Annotated in this window: 13 protein-coding genes and 1 pseudogene; 3 read left to right on the plus strand and 11 right to left on the minus strand. The window is 34.3% G+C overall.

Going from position 1 to position 17,695, the window contains the following annotated elements; genetic code table 11:
- Positions 1-46: 46 nt before the first annotated feature.
- The 3 genes from ILS93_RS04915 to ILS93_RS04925 form a co-directional block, all read right to left on the minus strand.
- On the minus strand, positions 47-571 hold the full coding sequence (locus ILS93_RS04915; protein ID WP_098103397.1) for a GNAT family N-acetyltransferase: 525 nt from the start codon (positions 569-571) through the stop codon (positions 47-49).
- A 6-nt stretch (positions 572-577) separates the two neighbouring features.
- The gene (locus tag ILS93_RS04920; RefSeq protein WP_222660062.1) at positions 578-2,479 is read right to left on the minus strand and encodes an endonuclease MutS2; all 1,902 of its coding nucleotides are present in this window, start codon (positions 2,477-2,479) and stop codon (positions 578-580) included.
- A gap of 452 nt (positions 2,480-2,931) precedes the next feature.
- A complete protein-coding gene (locus ILS93_RS04925) occupies positions 2,932-3,651 on the minus strand; it encodes a hypothetical protein (protein WP_098103395.1) in 720 nt (239 codons plus the stop codon).
- 378 nt (positions 3,652-4,029) lie between these two features.
- Between ILS93_RS04925 and betA the strand changes: the two genes are divergently transcribed.
- A complete protein-coding gene (gene betA, locus ILS93_RS04930; RefSeq protein ID WP_222660064.1) occupies positions 4,030-4,701 on the plus strand; it encodes a collagen-like exosporium glycoprotein BetA in 672 nt (223 codons plus the stop codon).
- A 94-nt stretch (positions 4,702-4,795) separates the two neighbouring features.
- On the opposite strand, the gene amyS is transcribed toward betA, so the two are convergent.
- Positions 4,796-6,337 (minus strand): alpha-amylase, encoded by a 1,542-nt coding sequence (gene amyS, locus ILS93_RS04935; protein ID WP_098103393.1) that lies wholly within the window; start codon positions 6,335-6,337, stop codon positions 4,796-4,798.
- Between the two features lie 216 nt (positions 6,338-6,553).
- Between amyS and ILS93_RS04940 the strand changes: the two genes are divergently transcribed.
- Both ILS93_RS04940 and pepF read left to right on the plus strand, forming a co-directional pair.
- Positions 6,554-7,345 (plus strand): arylamine N-acetyltransferase family protein, encoded by a 792-nt coding sequence (locus ILS93_RS04940; RefSeq protein ID WP_098103392.1) that lies wholly within the window; start codon positions 6,554-6,556, stop codon positions 7,343-7,345.
- 117 nt (positions 7,346-7,462) lie between these two features.
- Complete coding sequence (gene pepF / locus ILS93_RS04945) at positions 7,463-9,250, plus strand: oligoendopeptidase F (RefSeq protein WP_098103391.1); 1,788 nt, start codon at positions 7,463-7,465, stop codon at positions 9,248-9,250.
- Positions 9,251-9,298: 48 nt separating this feature from the next.
- Here the strand turns inward: pepF and ILS93_RS04950 are convergent, their stop codons facing one another.
- The 7 genes and pseudogenes from ILS93_RS04950 to ILS93_RS04975 form a co-directional block, all read right to left on the minus strand.
- Entirely contained in the window at positions 9,299-10,336 is a 1,038-nt protein-coding gene (locus ILS93_RS04950) for an agmatine deiminase family protein (RefSeq protein WP_088047101.1), read from the minus strand.
- Between the two features lie 107 nt (positions 10,337-10,443).
- The gene (locus ILS93_RS04955; protein WP_098103390.1) at positions 10,444-12,186 is read right to left on the minus strand and encodes an amidohydrolase; all 1,743 of its coding nucleotides are present in this window, start codon (positions 12,184-12,186) and stop codon (positions 10,444-10,446) included.
- An 81-nt stretch (positions 12,187-12,267) separates the two neighbouring features.
- Positions 12,268-12,351 (minus strand): annotated as a pseudogene (locus ILS93_RS28925) (MerR family transcriptional regulator); the annotation flags it as partial.
- Positions 12,352-12,480: 129 nt separating this feature from the next.
- Positions 12,481-13,611, minus strand: coding sequence for an RNA-guided endonuclease InsQ/TnpB family protein (locus ILS93_RS04960; protein WP_222660066.1), 1,131 nt, complete (start codon positions 13,609-13,611; stop codon positions 12,481-12,483).
- 633 nt (positions 13,612-14,244) lie between these two features.
- On the minus strand, positions 14,245-15,003 hold the full coding sequence (locus ILS93_RS04965) for a MerR family transcriptional regulator (RefSeq protein ID WP_098102225.1): 759 nt from the start codon (positions 15,001-15,003) through the stop codon (positions 14,245-14,247).
- 38 nt (positions 15,004-15,041) lie between these two features.
- Complete coding sequence (locus ILS93_RS04970; RefSeq protein WP_098102276.1) at positions 15,042-16,019, minus strand: agmatine deiminase family protein; 978 nt, start codon at positions 16,017-16,019, stop codon at positions 15,042-15,044.
- 378 nt (positions 16,020-16,397) lie between these two features.
- Positions 16,398-17,555: an agmatine deiminase family protein gene (locus ILS93_RS04975; protein WP_098102227.1), complete on the minus strand. Its 1,158-nt coding sequence runs from the start codon at positions 17,553-17,555 to the stop codon at positions 16,398-16,400.
- Positions 17,556-17,695: the final 140 nt, after the last annotated feature.

Consider the following 17,695-nt stretch of genomic DNA (forward strand, 5'->3'; position numbering starts at 1 on the left):
ACAAAAAGATAGCATCTTTTATGATTACATTTTTCAACTGATATTCCTACTCAGCAAAAGCACTCGAATACTGAACAACTCCTTCTACACCTTGCAGAGCGTTCTCACTTAGCTCAATCACCATAAACACTTCATCTGGCACTTCAAATGGTGCTTTTATATTCCACTCTCTTGCTTTCTTAAAACCAAATTTCGGATAGTATTCTGGATGCCCTAACACTACAACTGATCCATATCCAAGTTCTTTCGCTTTTTCTAACGCAGCTACAATAAGCTTCCCGCCGATTCCTTTTTTCTGATGGTCCCTAGCAACTGATACAGGTGCAAGCGCTAATGATTCTACAGAAGTTCCATCCTGTTCTATCGTAATTTTGGATAACAGAATGTGACCGACTATTTCCTCATCTACTGCAACGATTGATAACTCTGGAATAAATGCGTCACATTCTCTAATACGTTTTACAAGTTCATGCTCTTTTTTATCACTAAATTCTTCATGTAAAAATGCTTGTTGTACACCTTCTTCTGTTTTTCTATAATCGTTTTTTTGTTCTTGTCTAATCGTTACCATTCTATATTATCCTCTATTCTTTCTTATTTCTTTTTGAATTTTACGAAGCGCTTTTTTCGATCCGCGCTCTATATCATGCTGCATTTTTCTTTCTTTATAATCGACAAATACTGTATTTAAATCATATCCCTCTGGGTATAATTCCTTCGCCGCTACCTCTAACGTAATACGTTTTACATTCACTTCAACAAATTCACCGTTATAATATACAACGACGTTATAGAAATTATCTATTTCCTTATAGATAATACCAAAATCATCATAATCTAATACTTTTACACGATCGCCGATTTTATACTCGTAATGATTTTCTCTTTTTTCTTGCACAAATTTCGGTTTTCTAATTTTACTTTCATTCACTTGTTCTAGAGCGTACTCTTTATTCCCCATATACTCTTTCGCTCTTTGCAGTACACGCTCTCTTACGTTCATTTTATTTGCAATCCAAAGTGCATTACTTTCACCTGATTTTCCGATTACTAATTTATAAAGTGGTTCTAGCGTCTCACTATTAAATTGCATCGCTGCATTCATAAAATCATCATGCATTTCGGAGAATCGTTTGATTTCACCGTAATGCGTACTCGCAACTATAATACATCCTGCAAGATAAAACTCCTCTAAAATAGAAATTGCAAGTGCTGCCCCTTCATTCGGTTCAGTCCCGCTTCCTATTTCATCAAATAACAATAATGTATTATTATTTGATTCCCTCATAATCTCAGATAGATTTTTCATATGAGATGAAAATGTACTTAATGCATTTTCAATACTTTGATTATCACCAATATCTACAAATACATTTTCGAAAATAGCAATTTCTGTTTCTTTATCTCCAGCAATATGCAAGCCTGACATTGTCGCTAAAGTTAACAATCCGATTGTTTTTAGCACAATTGTTTTCCCGCCCGCATTTGGTCCTGTAATAATTAAACTACGATAGTTTTGACCGATTTCAAAGTGTAACGGTACTGCTTTCCCACTTAAAAGCGGATGCTTACAATTTACTAAATGAATGTAGCCATGATCATTTAATTTCGGCTCTATTCCATCGATTGATTTACTAAACTTCGCTTTCGCAAATACCATATCATATTGGCTAATTAATTCCATATTAATTTTTATATGATAAATACTTTCTACTACCATTCCTGATAAAGTCGCTAAAATTTGATACTCTTCCATCGCTTCTTCTGCTTTCAAACTTGCGAGTTCCGCATTTAACTTTGTAACCGTATGCGGTTCTATAAATACAGTAGAACCTTTAGCGGACGCTTCAACTATACTTCCCGCAACTTGATTTTTATAAGAAGATTTAATTGGAATCGTATACCTATCATCCTTCTTACTAATAAAGAATTCTTGAATGTACTTCTTATTTGCACTACTATTTAAAAACTTTGTTAAACGTTCTTTTATTTTCCCATCTACTGAATCAATGTTATTACGAATTCGTTTTAACTCTTTACTAGCAGCTGCATCAATACTATTGCCTTTAATGGAAAAGTTGATTTCCTCTTCAATACTTTTAAATTCAGTCATTGAATTTGCATAAGAAGCTAATACTGGCGCAAAAAATTCTTTATCTAACATAAACTTTTTAATCTTTCTACAGCCGCGTAAAAAGTCTGAAACACTTACTAACTCTTCAGGATCTAAAATCATCCCTTTTTCTAATTTTTGAATTGTACTAGCAATATTTGAAATACCGAAGAAAGGAACATGCCCTTCTGCATCTACTATAGCTCGTGCTTCTGTCGTTTCATTCAAGCGATTCCTCACTACTTTTATACTCGTACTCGGCTCTAATTTATCTAATAATTCTTTACCTAATCCACTTACACAATAAGATTTCACTATATCCTTTAATTCGTTATATTGTAACTTTTCAAAAGTCATCGTATTCATTTTGTTTCTCCTCACTTTGATTGATTTCTATCATAAATGAAGATACCTACTCATTAGATTCCAATGAGCCCTACATTATTCAATTACCATTTTTATACATTTAAAATATATACAAAAAAGCTGCGGGGATACCGCAGCTTTTACATTTACAAGGCATGAGTAATAACATATGAGGAAATAAGCCATAAAAACGGATAGCAATCCCCTTATTACACGCTTTATAAAGTATTGTAGGTATCTTCATAGGTATCGAAATAAATCCATGACAAAATTAGGGGTATGGTATACATAAAAATCCCCTGGTCTTATCCGATTTATTTCATTAAATTTTTCCTATTTAGTACCTACCGCACTCACAAAAAGCACCTCTCATTAATTTATATTATAGTCATTGAAATCTAATTTACTGAAATCATCATACTATATGTTTCGTGAGAAGTAAAGGTGTCAAACTATTCCCTTGCAGATTGTAAAGCTTTCATATAATCAACCTTTTTCTCAAGGGTCTTTTTCGCATCTTCAGCCGTTACTATATAATCTATCGCAATATGTAGTAATACATCCTTATTATCATTTGGCAACTGAATTGTTATATCCTCCACACTACTCTTACTATTTTCAATTGTTTTATTGAATTCTTTTATACTTCTTGCAACCTCCGCTAATGTTTCCATATGTACAGGATTGTTTACATCTGAAATAGTATTACTTCTAAAAACTGCCGTAACATAATGCTTCGGATGTTTCTTCGCTATTCTTTTCTCTGCATCCTTATCGAAAACAATATCTCCCGTCTGCATTTGTTCGAAAGTAAGTATAGTATTATTTCCTTTTTCTTCATAATATGTATTGAATCTTTCTCGTAAATCAATCGCTTCTTTTTTTATTTTATAGTTATCATTATTTACCTTTGGAGAGCTTCGTCCATCGAAGGATATTTGAAATTGCAAATGCGGTTCATCTACTTGCTGTACATAAGCGGTTCGTGTGTCCGGACCTAAAAAACCCTTACCTTGTTCGGGTATTTCAATTCGATCTAGTTTCACAGAAATACCATGCTCCGATTTTGTATAACTTTGTGCTTTTTGTTCAATTTCTTCATCCGATATATCACATGATGTTAATAGTAACAAACTAAACATTATGCTATATTTCATTATTGTTCTTTTCATATTGCCTCTCCTTTTGCTATTACTGCCTATACAAAAATGTCCTTATAGATTTTAAATTACGATTTATATAAAGAACTTCTTCTCATAACCACAAGTGTAAAAACACCCTTTTATTATCACTTTACACTTATAGTGTAATTTCACACTATATTTATTTTATCGTAAAGCAAATATAATATCTATGAAAATCACGTTAAAAACATACTAATATTTAGTTCTATAGCAATCACAATACAGTTTTTTATTGTATCGAACTTTAAAGTACTAACTTTAATTTCGCTGCGAAAAAATTAAATAAGCACCTCCGCTATTGCGAATGTCATTTACTTTCTCTAATACATTTAATAATTATGACAAGCAATCATAGGAGGTTACTATATGAGCGAACAATACATCATTTTACACGGACCTACTCTTGAACCCAATTTAATTGGCCCCACACTACCACCAATTCCACCATTTACATTCCCAACCGGACCTACTGGAATGACAGGACCTACCGGTGCGACAGGTTTTACTGGAATTGGAATAACTGGTCCTACTGGGGTTACAGGATCTACCGGAATTGGAATAACTGGTCCTACTGGGGTTACAGGATCTACCGGAATTGGAATAACTGGTCCTACTGGAGCAACCGGTTTCGGGATACTCCCCGTATTTGGAACAATAACTTCTGAAATAGGTATCGGTTTTTCAGCCGTAGTTAATACAAATGTTAATTTTACCGTTCCAGGACCTGTTAGTGAAACTACTCTAAATCCAGTAGACAACTCCATTACAATTAATACCACTGGTGTATACTCTGTATCCTTTTCAATCGTATTTGCGATACAAGCTATTTCGTCTAGTATATTAAATCTTACAATAAACGATTCTATTCAATTCGCAATTGAAACACGAGTTGGTGGTGGTTCTGGGGTAAGAGCTACATCCGCCAGAACTGATTTATTACCTTTAAACCAAGGAGATGTTCTTCGGGTACGAATAAGAGAAGCTACTGGTGATATTATTTATTCCAATGCATCTCTTGTTGTTTTAAAAGTCGATTAATTCATTTATTAAAATAAAAATCTAGGTATGATAACAATATAAAAAGAAGAGGAAGACTTATATTTCAGTCTACCTCTTCTTTTCTATCACCAATTCACTGCTGAACATATATGGAAACTGATCCTCCACTTACATGGAATTGTCCCCATCCGTCCTTATTAATTGTTACAGTATTTGTTTGATTACCCGTCATATCGTACCATACTTCCCCCGCGTTATTCTTTCCAACTTCCATCCACTTTGATCCTCCTGGTCCATCTGAGATTAATGTCGCTAAACCGGAATCCGCATGTACATCATCCCCTTCTCTTGTCCAGCCAATTACATCTGGATGGTCTAAATAATCACGCTGCGTACCATATGCAAAGTTTTTTCGTGCCGTCAAAATCGGATCAATTTTATTTTTTAATGCTGGAATTTCATAACTACTATTTCCGTTTGTCCCATAGTAATCACCATAGAAAACTGAAGGATACCCCTCTGCACGAGTTAAAATAAATGCATATGCCAACGGTTTAAACCACGGACTTACTACAGATTCCAATGACTGTCCAGGCTGAGAATCATGATTCTCAACGAGAGTAACTGCAAGTGCAGGGTGATTTTGCATTACTGTTCCATTTAAAATATTTCTCATATCATAATTCCCATTTCCTTTTGAAGCATAATGAAAATTGTAATGCAGTGGTGCATCAAATACAGATTGATTATAATTGACTTTCGCTAAATAATTATTTAAAGTTTGGATATCATTTTGCCAATATTCAGCCACTGTAAACATTTCTTTTCCTGTTTGCTGTCTGACATGATTTACCCAATCGCGTAAATATTCATGATCAATATGTTTAACAGCATCTAAACGAAAGCCATCTAAATTTAATTCATTCGCATACCACGTCCCCCAATTTTTCATCTCATTCGCAACATCTGGATGATCAAAATCAAGATCTGCATACATTAAATAATCATAATTTCCATTCTCGCTAGACACCTCCCAGTCCCACGCTTTACCTATACCCCTAAATTTATAAATTCGATTTAATTTCCTCCCTTCATCCCAATCCGTTCCGTCAAAATGATACCATTTCCATTTGAAATTAGAATAAGCTTCTCCGCGCCCAGGAAAGTTAAACCCCGTCCATGCATTAATTTCATAATCACCTGATACCTCAACATTTCGATTGTTACGGTCTACCTCAACAGCCGTTACATTTTCAGTATAATCTGCTCCACCTTTATGATTCATAACTACATCGCCGTATACATCGATGTTTTGCTTATGTAAAGCTTCAATTGCAGATTTCAACTGTGCTTTTGTCCCATATTTCGTCCGCACCGTTCCTTTTTGATTGAATTCCCCTAAATCATATAGATCATACGCTCCATATCCTACATCATTTTGCGTAGTTCCTTTATATGCAGGTGGTATCCAAACAGATGTAATTCCTTTTTGAGCTAAATTTTCAGCATTTGAATGCAAGCGATTCCAATGATTACCATCATTCGGAGCATACCACTCAAAATACTGCATTAACGTTCCATTGTTAACCGTATCTGCATACACTTTACTCCCCACATGTATACTAGGTAAAAACAAAACAACCGACAAGCCGACTACTGTTATTTTTTTCAACATATTTACACCATCTCCTTCAAAGAAAACGTTTGCATAGTTTATCGAAATTATTATAATATTCGTTCTACAATTAGTAAAGTAGTAATCTCTCACTCTCCCACATTATTTTTTAATCTAACTTCAAATATTCAACAAATACTTCAACGTAGTTTTTATTTCACATCTTATTCAAGATTGTTTACAATTTATCTATAAAAGCATAACGGAGGGATTTCTATGACGGACTTTCAAAAACATTTTTTTGCAAGATTACATATAGAAGAAATACACAAAATTTCATTCGAAGATTTACCTAACATTATGTACGCGATGGCACAAACTGTCCCTTTTGAAAACTTAAATATTCTCGAAAACAACTTTACAGAAATATCAAAAGAAAATCTAAAAGAAAAAATTTTAGTAAACAACCGTGGCGGTCTTTGTTATGAACTCAATCCTACTATGTATTACTTCCTTAAAGACGCTGGATTTGATGTTCATCTCGTTTCAGGAACAGTGTACAATGCTGCAAATTCTATATGGGCTGTTGATTCTGGCCATATCGCAACCGTTTTAACACATCATAATGAACTTTATTTAATTGAAGTAGGATTCGGATCATACTTACCTCTTGCACCTGTCCCTTTCTCAGGTGAAGTCATTCACTCCGTTACAGGAGATTATCGTATTCGTAAAGAAATGACCGAAAAGGGAAACTACATGTTAGAGATGCGTAAAAATAATGAGTTTTTGGATCAATCTTCTACTGATGATTGGACGTTAGGCTACGCATTTTATATAGAAGAAGTGGATGAAGAAAAAGCAAATGCAGCACAAGAAATTATCGTTGAACATGAGGGCTCACCATTTAACAAAGTACCTCTTATTGTAAAACTAACTGAAGATGGGCATGCATCTTTAACAAAGGATAGTCTGACAATAGCGAAAAACGGTAAAAAAACGAAAGAAAACGTTACAGATGTACAATATAAAAATCTTTTACATTCAAAATTCGGAATTACATTATAATTTTTTAAGCCTTGCCATTTTAGCAAGGCTTTTCATTTTCCAGCAGGGATTTTTTGCAATTTGTTGTATTTCATAGTTATATAGGAATATAACTACATATTTAGAAAGGAAATGATTATGACTGAACTTAAAGATCGACTACAAGTAGATGATAAAGAGAAATGGGATTTAACGGATATTTACCATACAATTGAAGATTGGGAAAGCGATTTTCATAAAATTGAAGTATTAACGAAAGAATTACATGAGTTTAATGGAAATATTCACGATGGCAATAGTTTATTAGCTTATTTAACAAAGAGTGAAGAAGTTTCTAGCATAATATCTTTAATGTTCGCTTATGCACGATTACAATCTGACCTTGATACACGCGATACTGACGCCCAATCTCTTGTCGATAAAGTATCACAATTACACGTGAAAGTAAGTGCGGCTAAATCTTTCTTTTCCCCATTCTTACTTAGCATAGATGAAAACACATTACATTCTTACATAGAAGAAGCAGAAGGCTTACAATACTATAAAGAAGATTTATTTGAATTATACCGTTATAAAAAACACGTATTGAATAAGGACCAAGAAGAGATTTTATCACAAATGGGTGAAGCACTCTCCTCCCCGCAGCATACATATGGCATGTTAAATAATGCAGATATACTATTTGGTGAAGTGACTACTAATGATGGAGAAAAAGTTACTTTAACGCGCGGAATGTATGCAAAGTTAATAGAAGATGAAAATCGTGAGAAACGTAAAGAAGCCTATAAAGCTTATTACAAACCATACGTTCAATTAAAAAATTCTATCGCTTCTACTTTATCTGCTGCTATTAAAAATAATGTTACTGTTTCAAAGCTAAGAAACTATCCATCAGCTTTAGAAAAGTCATTATTTGGCGACATGGTTCCGAAAGAAGTATATGAAAATTTAATTGAGACGACGAAAAAAAACATTCAATCACTACATACTTATAATGAACTTCGAAAAACAAAATTAAATGTAGATGAACTACGTCAATACGACTTGGGCGTTGACTTAGTAGCGGGTGTAAAACAAGACATTCCATATGACAAAGCGTTTGACATCATGATCGAATCACTAGCTCCATTAGGTGAAGAATATATTGAAACATTAAAAAGCTTTAAAGATAAACGTTATATCGACGTGAGAGAAACGCCAGGAAAACGTTCCGGTGCTTATAACTTTGGTGTACACGGTGTTCATCCTTTCATCCTTTTAAATCATCACGATGATTTAAATAGCCTTTTCACTCTTACTCATGAATGTGGTCACGGCATGCATACACATTACTCACACGGATACCAACCAAGAATTTCTGCACACTATACTATTTTTGTCGCAGAAGTCGCTTCTACAGTAAATGAAGTGCTATTAATTCATCATTTATTAAAAGAAGCAAAAGATGCTGATGTACGTAATCATTTAGTAAACCATTTCATCGATAAATTTAAAGGCACTTTCTTTACACAAATCATGTTCGCTGAGTTTGAAAAAATCACACATGAAATGGCACAGCAAGGTAAACCATTAAATGCCCAAGTCTTTAGCGAAGTTTATGAAAACTTGTTTAGAGGGTATAATGGCGACTCCCTCGTATTTGACGAAGAAGTAAAATACGGCTGGGCTAGAATACCGCATTTCTATCGTCCATTTTACGTGTACAAATATGCAACTGGATTCGCTTCTGCAATCCAAATTGCTGATAAGTTATTGAGCGGCGATCCAAATGCTCAAAAACATTATATTGAATTCCTTAAAGGCGGAAGTTCTGACTATCCATTAAACTTACTGAAAAAAGCTGGAGTTGATTTAACTACGCCAGAACCGATTGAAAGTGCACTAAATCGTTTTAGCTCACTTGTTGAAGAGTTTTCAGCATTATAAAAAGCATGCAGAGTATATACTCTGCATGCTTTTTTCATTTCGGTTACTTTATGCTAAATGTTGCTGCGTCACACAGTGAATCATGCCACCATACGCAAACAGCTCATTTACATAAATGCCGACAATTCTTCTTCCCGGAAACTGCCCTTCAATAATTTGAAGCGCTAACTTGTCATGCTCATCGCCATATATAGGAACCAATACAACCTCATTTCCAATATAAAAGTTTAAATATGAGCCCTTACAATCTGCTTCTTTTACAGCTTTTCTTGTCACCGTTACTGGTATAAGCTGAAATGGTTTTCCATCTATATTTCTTGCTTTTCGCAATTCTTGATAATGCTTTTCGTACGCCTCCAAAAGGTAGGATTCACTCTCCCCGAAAGGATCATATTCATAAAGAATTGTATTTTCATTTACAAAACGTGCTGCGCCATCAATATGGTAATCCGTATCTTCATCATAATTATCCTCACCGCGAATACCAGTTATCCATATAAAATTCGTTACCCCCAAATACTTCGTTAACTCCATTTCAATCTCTTCCTGACTTAGTGTAGGGTTTCGATTTTCATTTATAATAGAAGTTTTTGCCGCCATTAAGGTTCCATTTCCGTTTATCTCTATTCCTCCACCTTCTAGGCAGACACTAGATTTAACTTTTGGAATACTATACATCTTACTTATTTTTGCCGGAATAACAGCATCATTTTCATACGGATATTTATCTCCCCAACCATTAAAAACCCAGTGTGTTAAGCAGAGATTGCCTTCCTTATCTTTTACAAAGATCGGTCCATTATCTCTTATCCACACATCATCCGTCTCTTGAACTAAGAAATCAATTTTATCCATATCCACTTTCGCTTCCATTAACTTCGATTGGACATGTACTTTTTCTTCCTCATCATATACAACAATATGCACAATTTCTCCGTAATGAAGCTCCTTTGCCATCGTTACCCAAATATCATCTAGCTTAGCTCTGTAACCTTCACCTCTATGAGCTTTATCATGAGGCCATTGGAGCCATGTCCCCTCATGTTTCTCCCACTCAGCAGGCATATAAAATAAATTTTTTATCATACGTGTTCACCCCTTCTTTGAATGTAAGTTCAGTCTAAACTTTGACATCGTGTTAAGGTCAACAGATATATATTCATTTACTTGTAACTACTTTATAAGGTGTCTCTTTATTTCTCTTTGTGATACACTACTTCTCCTTGTAAAACCGTCACTAAAACTTTCGCATTCGGAATCTTATCGGCACTCATTTTAGTAATATCTTCATTTAGTAATACCATATCGGCTGATTTACCTACTTCAATTGAACCAGTAATAGTATCAAGACCTAATGCTTTGGCGGGCTTAATTGTATATGCATCAATAGCTGCGTATACATCAGATAAGCCTTTCTCTTCAATACTTAGTGCATTCGAAATCGTCACAAGTGGATTTAGTTCATTTACATCCCAATCACTACTAAGCGATACGTTCGCTCCTGTTTTCCAAATGCGTCCTAACGGCATAATTCGTTTCATCTGTTGATCTGAAAAATACGCACTTGCCCAGCTTTGTTTAGGATCTTCTGCAAAATCATGGCCTACTTGGAAATCAGCACTAATACCTAACTTAGCAAAACGATTTATATCACTATCTTCTACCATTTCAACATGCGTAAGCGTATAAGGCTGATTCGCCCCTTCTTTTTTCGCTGCTTCAATTGCATTTAAACTCTCTCTTACCCCGCCATCTCCAATCGCGTGAATGAGTGCACCGTAACCAATTTTATTAAGTTCCGTCAACCACCACTTCATCTTTTCTTCTGGAATATAGTTCAAACCGTACGGGGTTCCTTTAAACCATTCAAATTTATATTTTTCTAGTATTTTAGCTGTGCTGTTAATGCTAATTCCATCACTATACATTTTCACTTGATTAATAAGCATTCTAGATGATACATCATCACGCTTAATTTTTTTGAAATACTCCATTTGTTCTGCTTCATTTAAATTTGGATATACCCACGGACGAAGTACTACTCGCGACGTTAACTTTTTCTCATCATTAACTTTATTCCAAACGTCTAACCAGCCTCGTTTCCAATAAAGACGTCCATCACCGACTGTAGTAATACCATTCTTCGCCACCTCATCTAAACCGTCTAGCAAACCGTCATAATTTTTTTTAAAGAGATTGGACTGGGCATTCCATGCTTTTTCCATTACGATATCCCCTGCTGTATCATACAGAAGCCCGAAAGGTTCTCCTGTTTCTGGATCCCGGATGATTCTTCCGCCTTGCGGATCTTTCGTCTCTTTATTTATTCCCGCTACTTCCAATGCTTTTGAGTTAACCCATACAGAATGAGAAGTTCTTTCCATAATTAATACAGGGTTATTAGGAAATAACTCATCAAGAACTTGTAATGGCGTTTGTTGTTCTGATTTTTCGTCCATATCTTTTAACAACTCTTCCAAACTAAATCCTGTTCCACTTATCCATTCACTATCTTTCACATCTTTTTTACAAGCTTTTAAATACGATCGTTGTTCTTGCAGCGCAGCATCCGGTGAAACACTACAATTCCCTGCTGCTGGTGATTTTGCTTCAAAAATATGATTATGGTTATCCACAAAACCAGGAAGAATAAAACGCCCTTGTAAATCCACCACTTTCGTATCTTCATTTATAAATCCTTCTACATCCTTGTTTGAACCAACAAAAGTAATTTTCCCTTCTTTAACGGCTACAGCCTCTACAATGTCTTGCTTTCCATTTGAAGTATAGATTGTACCATTTTTAAACACTACATTTTTAGGCAACTGATTAGGTAGAACGAAGCTACCATTCTCACCTTCTCCTACTCCAGGAGTACACGCTGAAACCCATGTCACACTTAGAATCAGACAAATAATCATGATTGTTCTTTTCATATTCTTTCTCCTTTTTATTATGATGAATTACTTACATAAATAGAATAAGGATTGACATAATGTTAATGTCAATCCTTATTCTCAGTCTATTTTCATCACTATAAAACAAATTTGTGTCACATATTCCTCTACTAAACAATCACATTCAGGTCCGATACGATAAACTTAACTAAATCTATACAATTCAATCAAATTTACACAAGTTAGTGCTTCATCGTGTTCTCGCAACCCCGAAGGGACGAGGGGTATAACACTCCACACGAGGCAGTATCGTTACCTCCTATTATCAAGCATTTATTTTACCCATCTTGATAAATTTATCGACGCATTTACATCCCTATCGTGATGGCTATTGCACCCAACACAACACCACTCACGTATTTTTAAACTCCACTGTCCTTCTGGTTGAACTGAATGGTCGTATTTTACTCCGCAACATGAACAAATCTTGCTTGAGGCGAACCATTTATCAGCTTTTACATACTCAATGCCATACTTCTCGCACTTGTATGACAAACATTGAAAGAAGAAGTTTAATTTTTGAAATGAAAATGCTTTCGATAGTTTTTTGTTTTTTAACAGGTTTGAGATAGGTAAGTCTTCCACAACAATCCTCATTGGCTTGGTTTTCACCAATTTAGCTGTTGCTTGATGGATATGGTTATTTCGGATATTCGTAATTTTCCTAGATAACCGCAGGTGCTCAGTTTTAGCTTTTTCATATCCGGCAGATTGAATTTTTACACCTTTTTTAAATCTCCTAGACATATCTCTTTGTGCTGACTTTTTCCTTTTCAAAAGTTTTTTAACCTTGGCATCTTTGTTTATATTTCGTTCTTTCATGCCATTAGAAGCTACAAACAGCTCTTTTAAACCAACATCCACACCAATCGACTCATTGGTTAGTTCTTGTAATTCAAAGTCTTCTTGGAATCCTACACTAATCCACCAGTGACGACCATCAAAGGTAACTCTTGGATTGGATGGTTTTTTGTTTCTTGGTAGTTGTTGGCTTGTTTTCACTTTTCCAATAGACTGAATATGAACTACTTTCTTTCCTATAACCAGTCTTTCATAATTGGCATAAAATCCTTGGATTAAATCTTTTTTAGATTTATAAGAAGTGTGAGAACCATTTTTGTACTTTTTGAACGAATTTTTTCTCGCCGTATCAAAATCTTTTGAAGCCTGTTTAGGAACTTGTGCATTGATGTCTTTTAACCACTCATATCTCTTTCGCTTCTTGATCCTTGTAAATCGTTTCTGTAAAGCTAACTGTGAAACAGATTTTCCAAATAGCTTGTAGTATCTATCACTCATTCTTTTACAATAGTTATAAGCGAATCTTGCAGCACCAGCATGGTTTCTAAGCACTTTTTCTTGTTCAGGCGTTGGAATCAGTCTGACTTTCTTCGCCAATATCATCAGAATTTAACTCCTTTAATGAAAGATTTGTTCTTCTGAATAGTAGCGTGTTCCACCAGCATTTTCCTGAGACTACTCGGATGTAAACCTGTTAATTCCGATACTTGACTAACTCGTAAAATTTCATTATTATTCTTACCTCATTAAATCTATCGTAGCACATACGTTCGATAGGTTCAATGAGGTTTGATAGATTTAATTAAATGTATCTCGTTCAACTAAGGGCGCAATTCCTTAGCCAGTTCTCTTATGAACTTCTCATGTTTTCACATGAGCGCAGACTATATGTTTATCTCTTTAGAGATAGAGGATTTTTCCACCACCATAGGCTTGTGGTGTACTCTCGTCAGTTATACGAGATAGTCGTTGAACGTTCATCTTATCCATTTTGACTTAGATGATTCGAGGCGGAAGACCCATTGTTCTAATGTTTAGGATTTAACCTTGCACCATCTGATTGATTTTTTCTGCTTTCGCGACATTCACGCTCGCCATTTCTAGCCACGTTGTAGTTCAATCAGCTTTAGGGATTGCCCGCAGTTAACCCTCACTACTAGCCAATCACTTGACTAGCAGGGCTTACTGATATATTTAATTAACTTTAGTTATAATTGGTTAAATAAATCGTAACAGTTAGTTACCCTTTACGTAGACCTCATATGGTGAATCATCTATTACATAACCATTTCTTTCAATCCATTTTTCTAACGAAATATAAGCGTAACCTATATAGTCATAACTTCCATAATGCATAGTAGTAACGATTTGATGCGGATTTAATTTTTTTATTTCATATTCTTGTACTACATCTTTATTGTTCCCATGCATGACCGGAATCCTTAATTCAACATCACTTTCATTTGGAATATACTCTTCATCATAAAAGACCGTAGAGGGCGAACCAACTATTTGTAAGTTATGCTTTTGTACTTTTTCATATAAGTCATAAAAATAATCATCCATATCATCTATATTTATTTGCAGTCTTTGAGCAATTACTGTTATTTCATTTCTCATTCCAATAAATATATCGTAATTTCTATGACAAGCAGTATTTAAAGCATGATTCATATTTACCATTTCATTCATTTCTGAAATAACCTGTAAATTTTGTTTTACTTCATGAGATAACTCTATAATTTGTGCTTGCATATGTTTAATAAATGAATCTTGATCTGACGACTGCAGAATGATTTTAATTTTCGGTAGAGGGAACTTATACTCCCTTAACTTTTTTATTTTCAACGCTATTTCTAACTGCCCTTGCTCATAATATCTATACCCATTTTCCGGGTTCACATATGCTGGTTTTAATATATCCTCTTTGTCATAATGCCTTAGCATCCGTGTACTCATTTTACAAATCCGCGAAAATTCAGTAATTGTATACATATACTTACCCCTTGAATACATTTTCTTATACGCTTATTTTAAAACCAATCAAAAATCTTCCTAACTGAAAAATCTTCATTCTGATTGTTCAATCTTTTCATTTTTGAAGGTAACAAATGATGAGGACAATACCACGTTAAACAATTTATTGCGCCTCCCATTGTCGATATTTCTCCTACATGAATTTGAATAGCTTGTTTCTCCGTATGCTTTTGAATATATCGTAACACTTCCCGATCTTTAGCTAATCCAAACTTAGGAACGTAAATCGTATCACATGTTTCTAACATATTTATATACAACCCTTTTGCCGATGCTATTTCTTGATCATATTGTCCCTTTTCTGTATATGATGATGGAACAACTATAAATTCAGCTTCTGGCATTTGCTCTTGAATAACCTCTTGAACATTATATCTAAATTCATGATCTCCTAAAAAATCACTAATAAACATCGTATGTTCATCAATAAATTTAACCATTCCGTCTGCATGCGCAAGTACGTCCCCTTCTTCAGCAGGAATAATAATAACGCGGCTCACATCCAAATCCCATTCCAGTTGCTCTATAATTTCTTCTTCCGTCCAATCATCATTATCATCAAATATGCGTTCCGTTAATATAACAGTATCTTTTTTATTCCAAATAAGATTTCCACCGTCTAATATCAATGGAGACTTCACATATTCAAAGTCGTTCTTTTTCAACCATTTATTAAATTGTTGATCTAAATATCGCCATTGATCTTTCGGTAAGTAATTTGGTTGATATTTAAATTTAACTAAATGATTTATTACAACTGGCGCAACATCCCTTAACCAAATATCATCATACTCAAAAAAGCTTGTATGAAAGCCTTGCTCTTCAACGGATAAAGAAACAAGTTGATCAGTAAATGATTTATTTTCATTTAAATATTCATTAAAATAAATCAGGTCTTCATAAAATGGTCGATAATATTCATTTGATTTATCTGGTATTGCAGTAAAAATAATTCCATTATGTTTTTGTTCCATAATATTTACCTCGCTTTTTAATAATGGTTGAATAACTAATTTCACTATGCCAGCTATTTCCCTTTTCATAACAATTTTCGAAACGTGCACATTTCATGAATGGATTATAGCACGGAGAAATATTATATATTTATATAAAAAATATATAGCCGTGGTTGAGCGAAAAATTGACTCTTGACAGGGTTTTAAAATACAATAATAAAAATTCATATGAAAGTATGAATTTTAATAATAGAATCATAAGCCCTATCATTATGAAACTAGTTAATATTATTCCTTTCAATGCCCTTGCTCCTTTTTGCGAAAAATAAAACATGACAAAATAGATAAAGGTAACAATGTACCTATTTTGTCGGAAGGTTGCTGAATTTCAATCGATTATTTCAATTGAATTGGCTGCTGCTGTGTAACACAATGAATCATGCCACCATTTTTATACAGCTCTCTCACATCAATACCAACTACTTTACGATCTGGGTATAACTTCTGAATCGTATCGTTTGCGATTTTATCATTCGGATCATTATAATTAGGCACCAACACCACAGTATTACCAATATAATAATTGATATACGATCCTTTATAATCGAGAACTTTTCCATTTTCTAAAGCAACTTTATCTTTACTAAGCGGTAAGTATTCATACTTATATTTCTTTCCTGACGCATTTTTTGCATCTAACAACGTATCCATATCTTTGTTTGACAAACCCCATTCGGCTAGGTCATCTTCTTTCATCGTTACAATCGTAGATTTACCATGGAATTTAGCAAAACCATCAATATGAAAGTCAGTAATATCTAAATTAGGCACCCCGTCTAACCAAATAAAGTTTGTTACCCCAAGGTCACTTATATATTTTTCAATTTCCTTTTCTGATAAATCTGGATTTCTATTTTTATTCGTTACAGCACTCCGGGTTAATAATGCTGTACCGTTACTGTCTAATTCAATTGCACCGCCTTCAAGGAAAAAGTTCCCCCAATCAATCCTTTCGATCCCTAATTGTTTACTAACATTCTCACGAATACGAGCATCATTTTTATAAGGAGTTTTCTTCCCCCAACCATTAAATGCTGGATCTAATATTTTAAGATTTTTATTATTGTCATAAACAAAAATTGGTCCACTATCTCTTGCCCATACATCATCAGTAGGGGCGATAAAGAAATCAACTTTATCCATATTCAGTCCTTTATCTATTAAAAGCTTATTAATTCGCTCTTTCTCCTCCTCATCGTATGCAACAATGTGGACTTTTTCACCTTCAGTTAAAGAGCTTGCCATCTTAACCCAAATCGGTTCAACTTCCTGCTTATACTCTTCACCATATGTGTATTCATGAGGCCATTGCAGCCATGTACCTTCATGTTTATCTTTTTCATCTGGCATCGTATATTTCCCAACTTTTTTCTGTACCTCTACTTTTCCATTCTCTTTGCCTTTTACATTTTCTTTACCACCTTCAAAAGAACAACCACTAATAATCGTTGTAGATAATGTAGCTATTAAACAAAACTTTACTACTTTTTTCACCTTTTCATCCTCCTGTTCTTACCTCCAATAATGTAAAGCTTCACATAGTGTGAAGCTCAAGCTTTTTCTTCAATGTAAAAATTCCCAATTATTCTTTACAGTCATATCATTTAACTACCTATATGTATTTATTCAACTAC

It is taken from the genome of Bacillus sp. 16GRE42 (assembly GCF_019837435.1).
Taxonomy (GTDB): domain Bacteria; phylum Bacillota; class Bacilli; order Bacillales; family Bacillaceae_G; genus Bacillus_A; species Bacillus_A wiedmannii.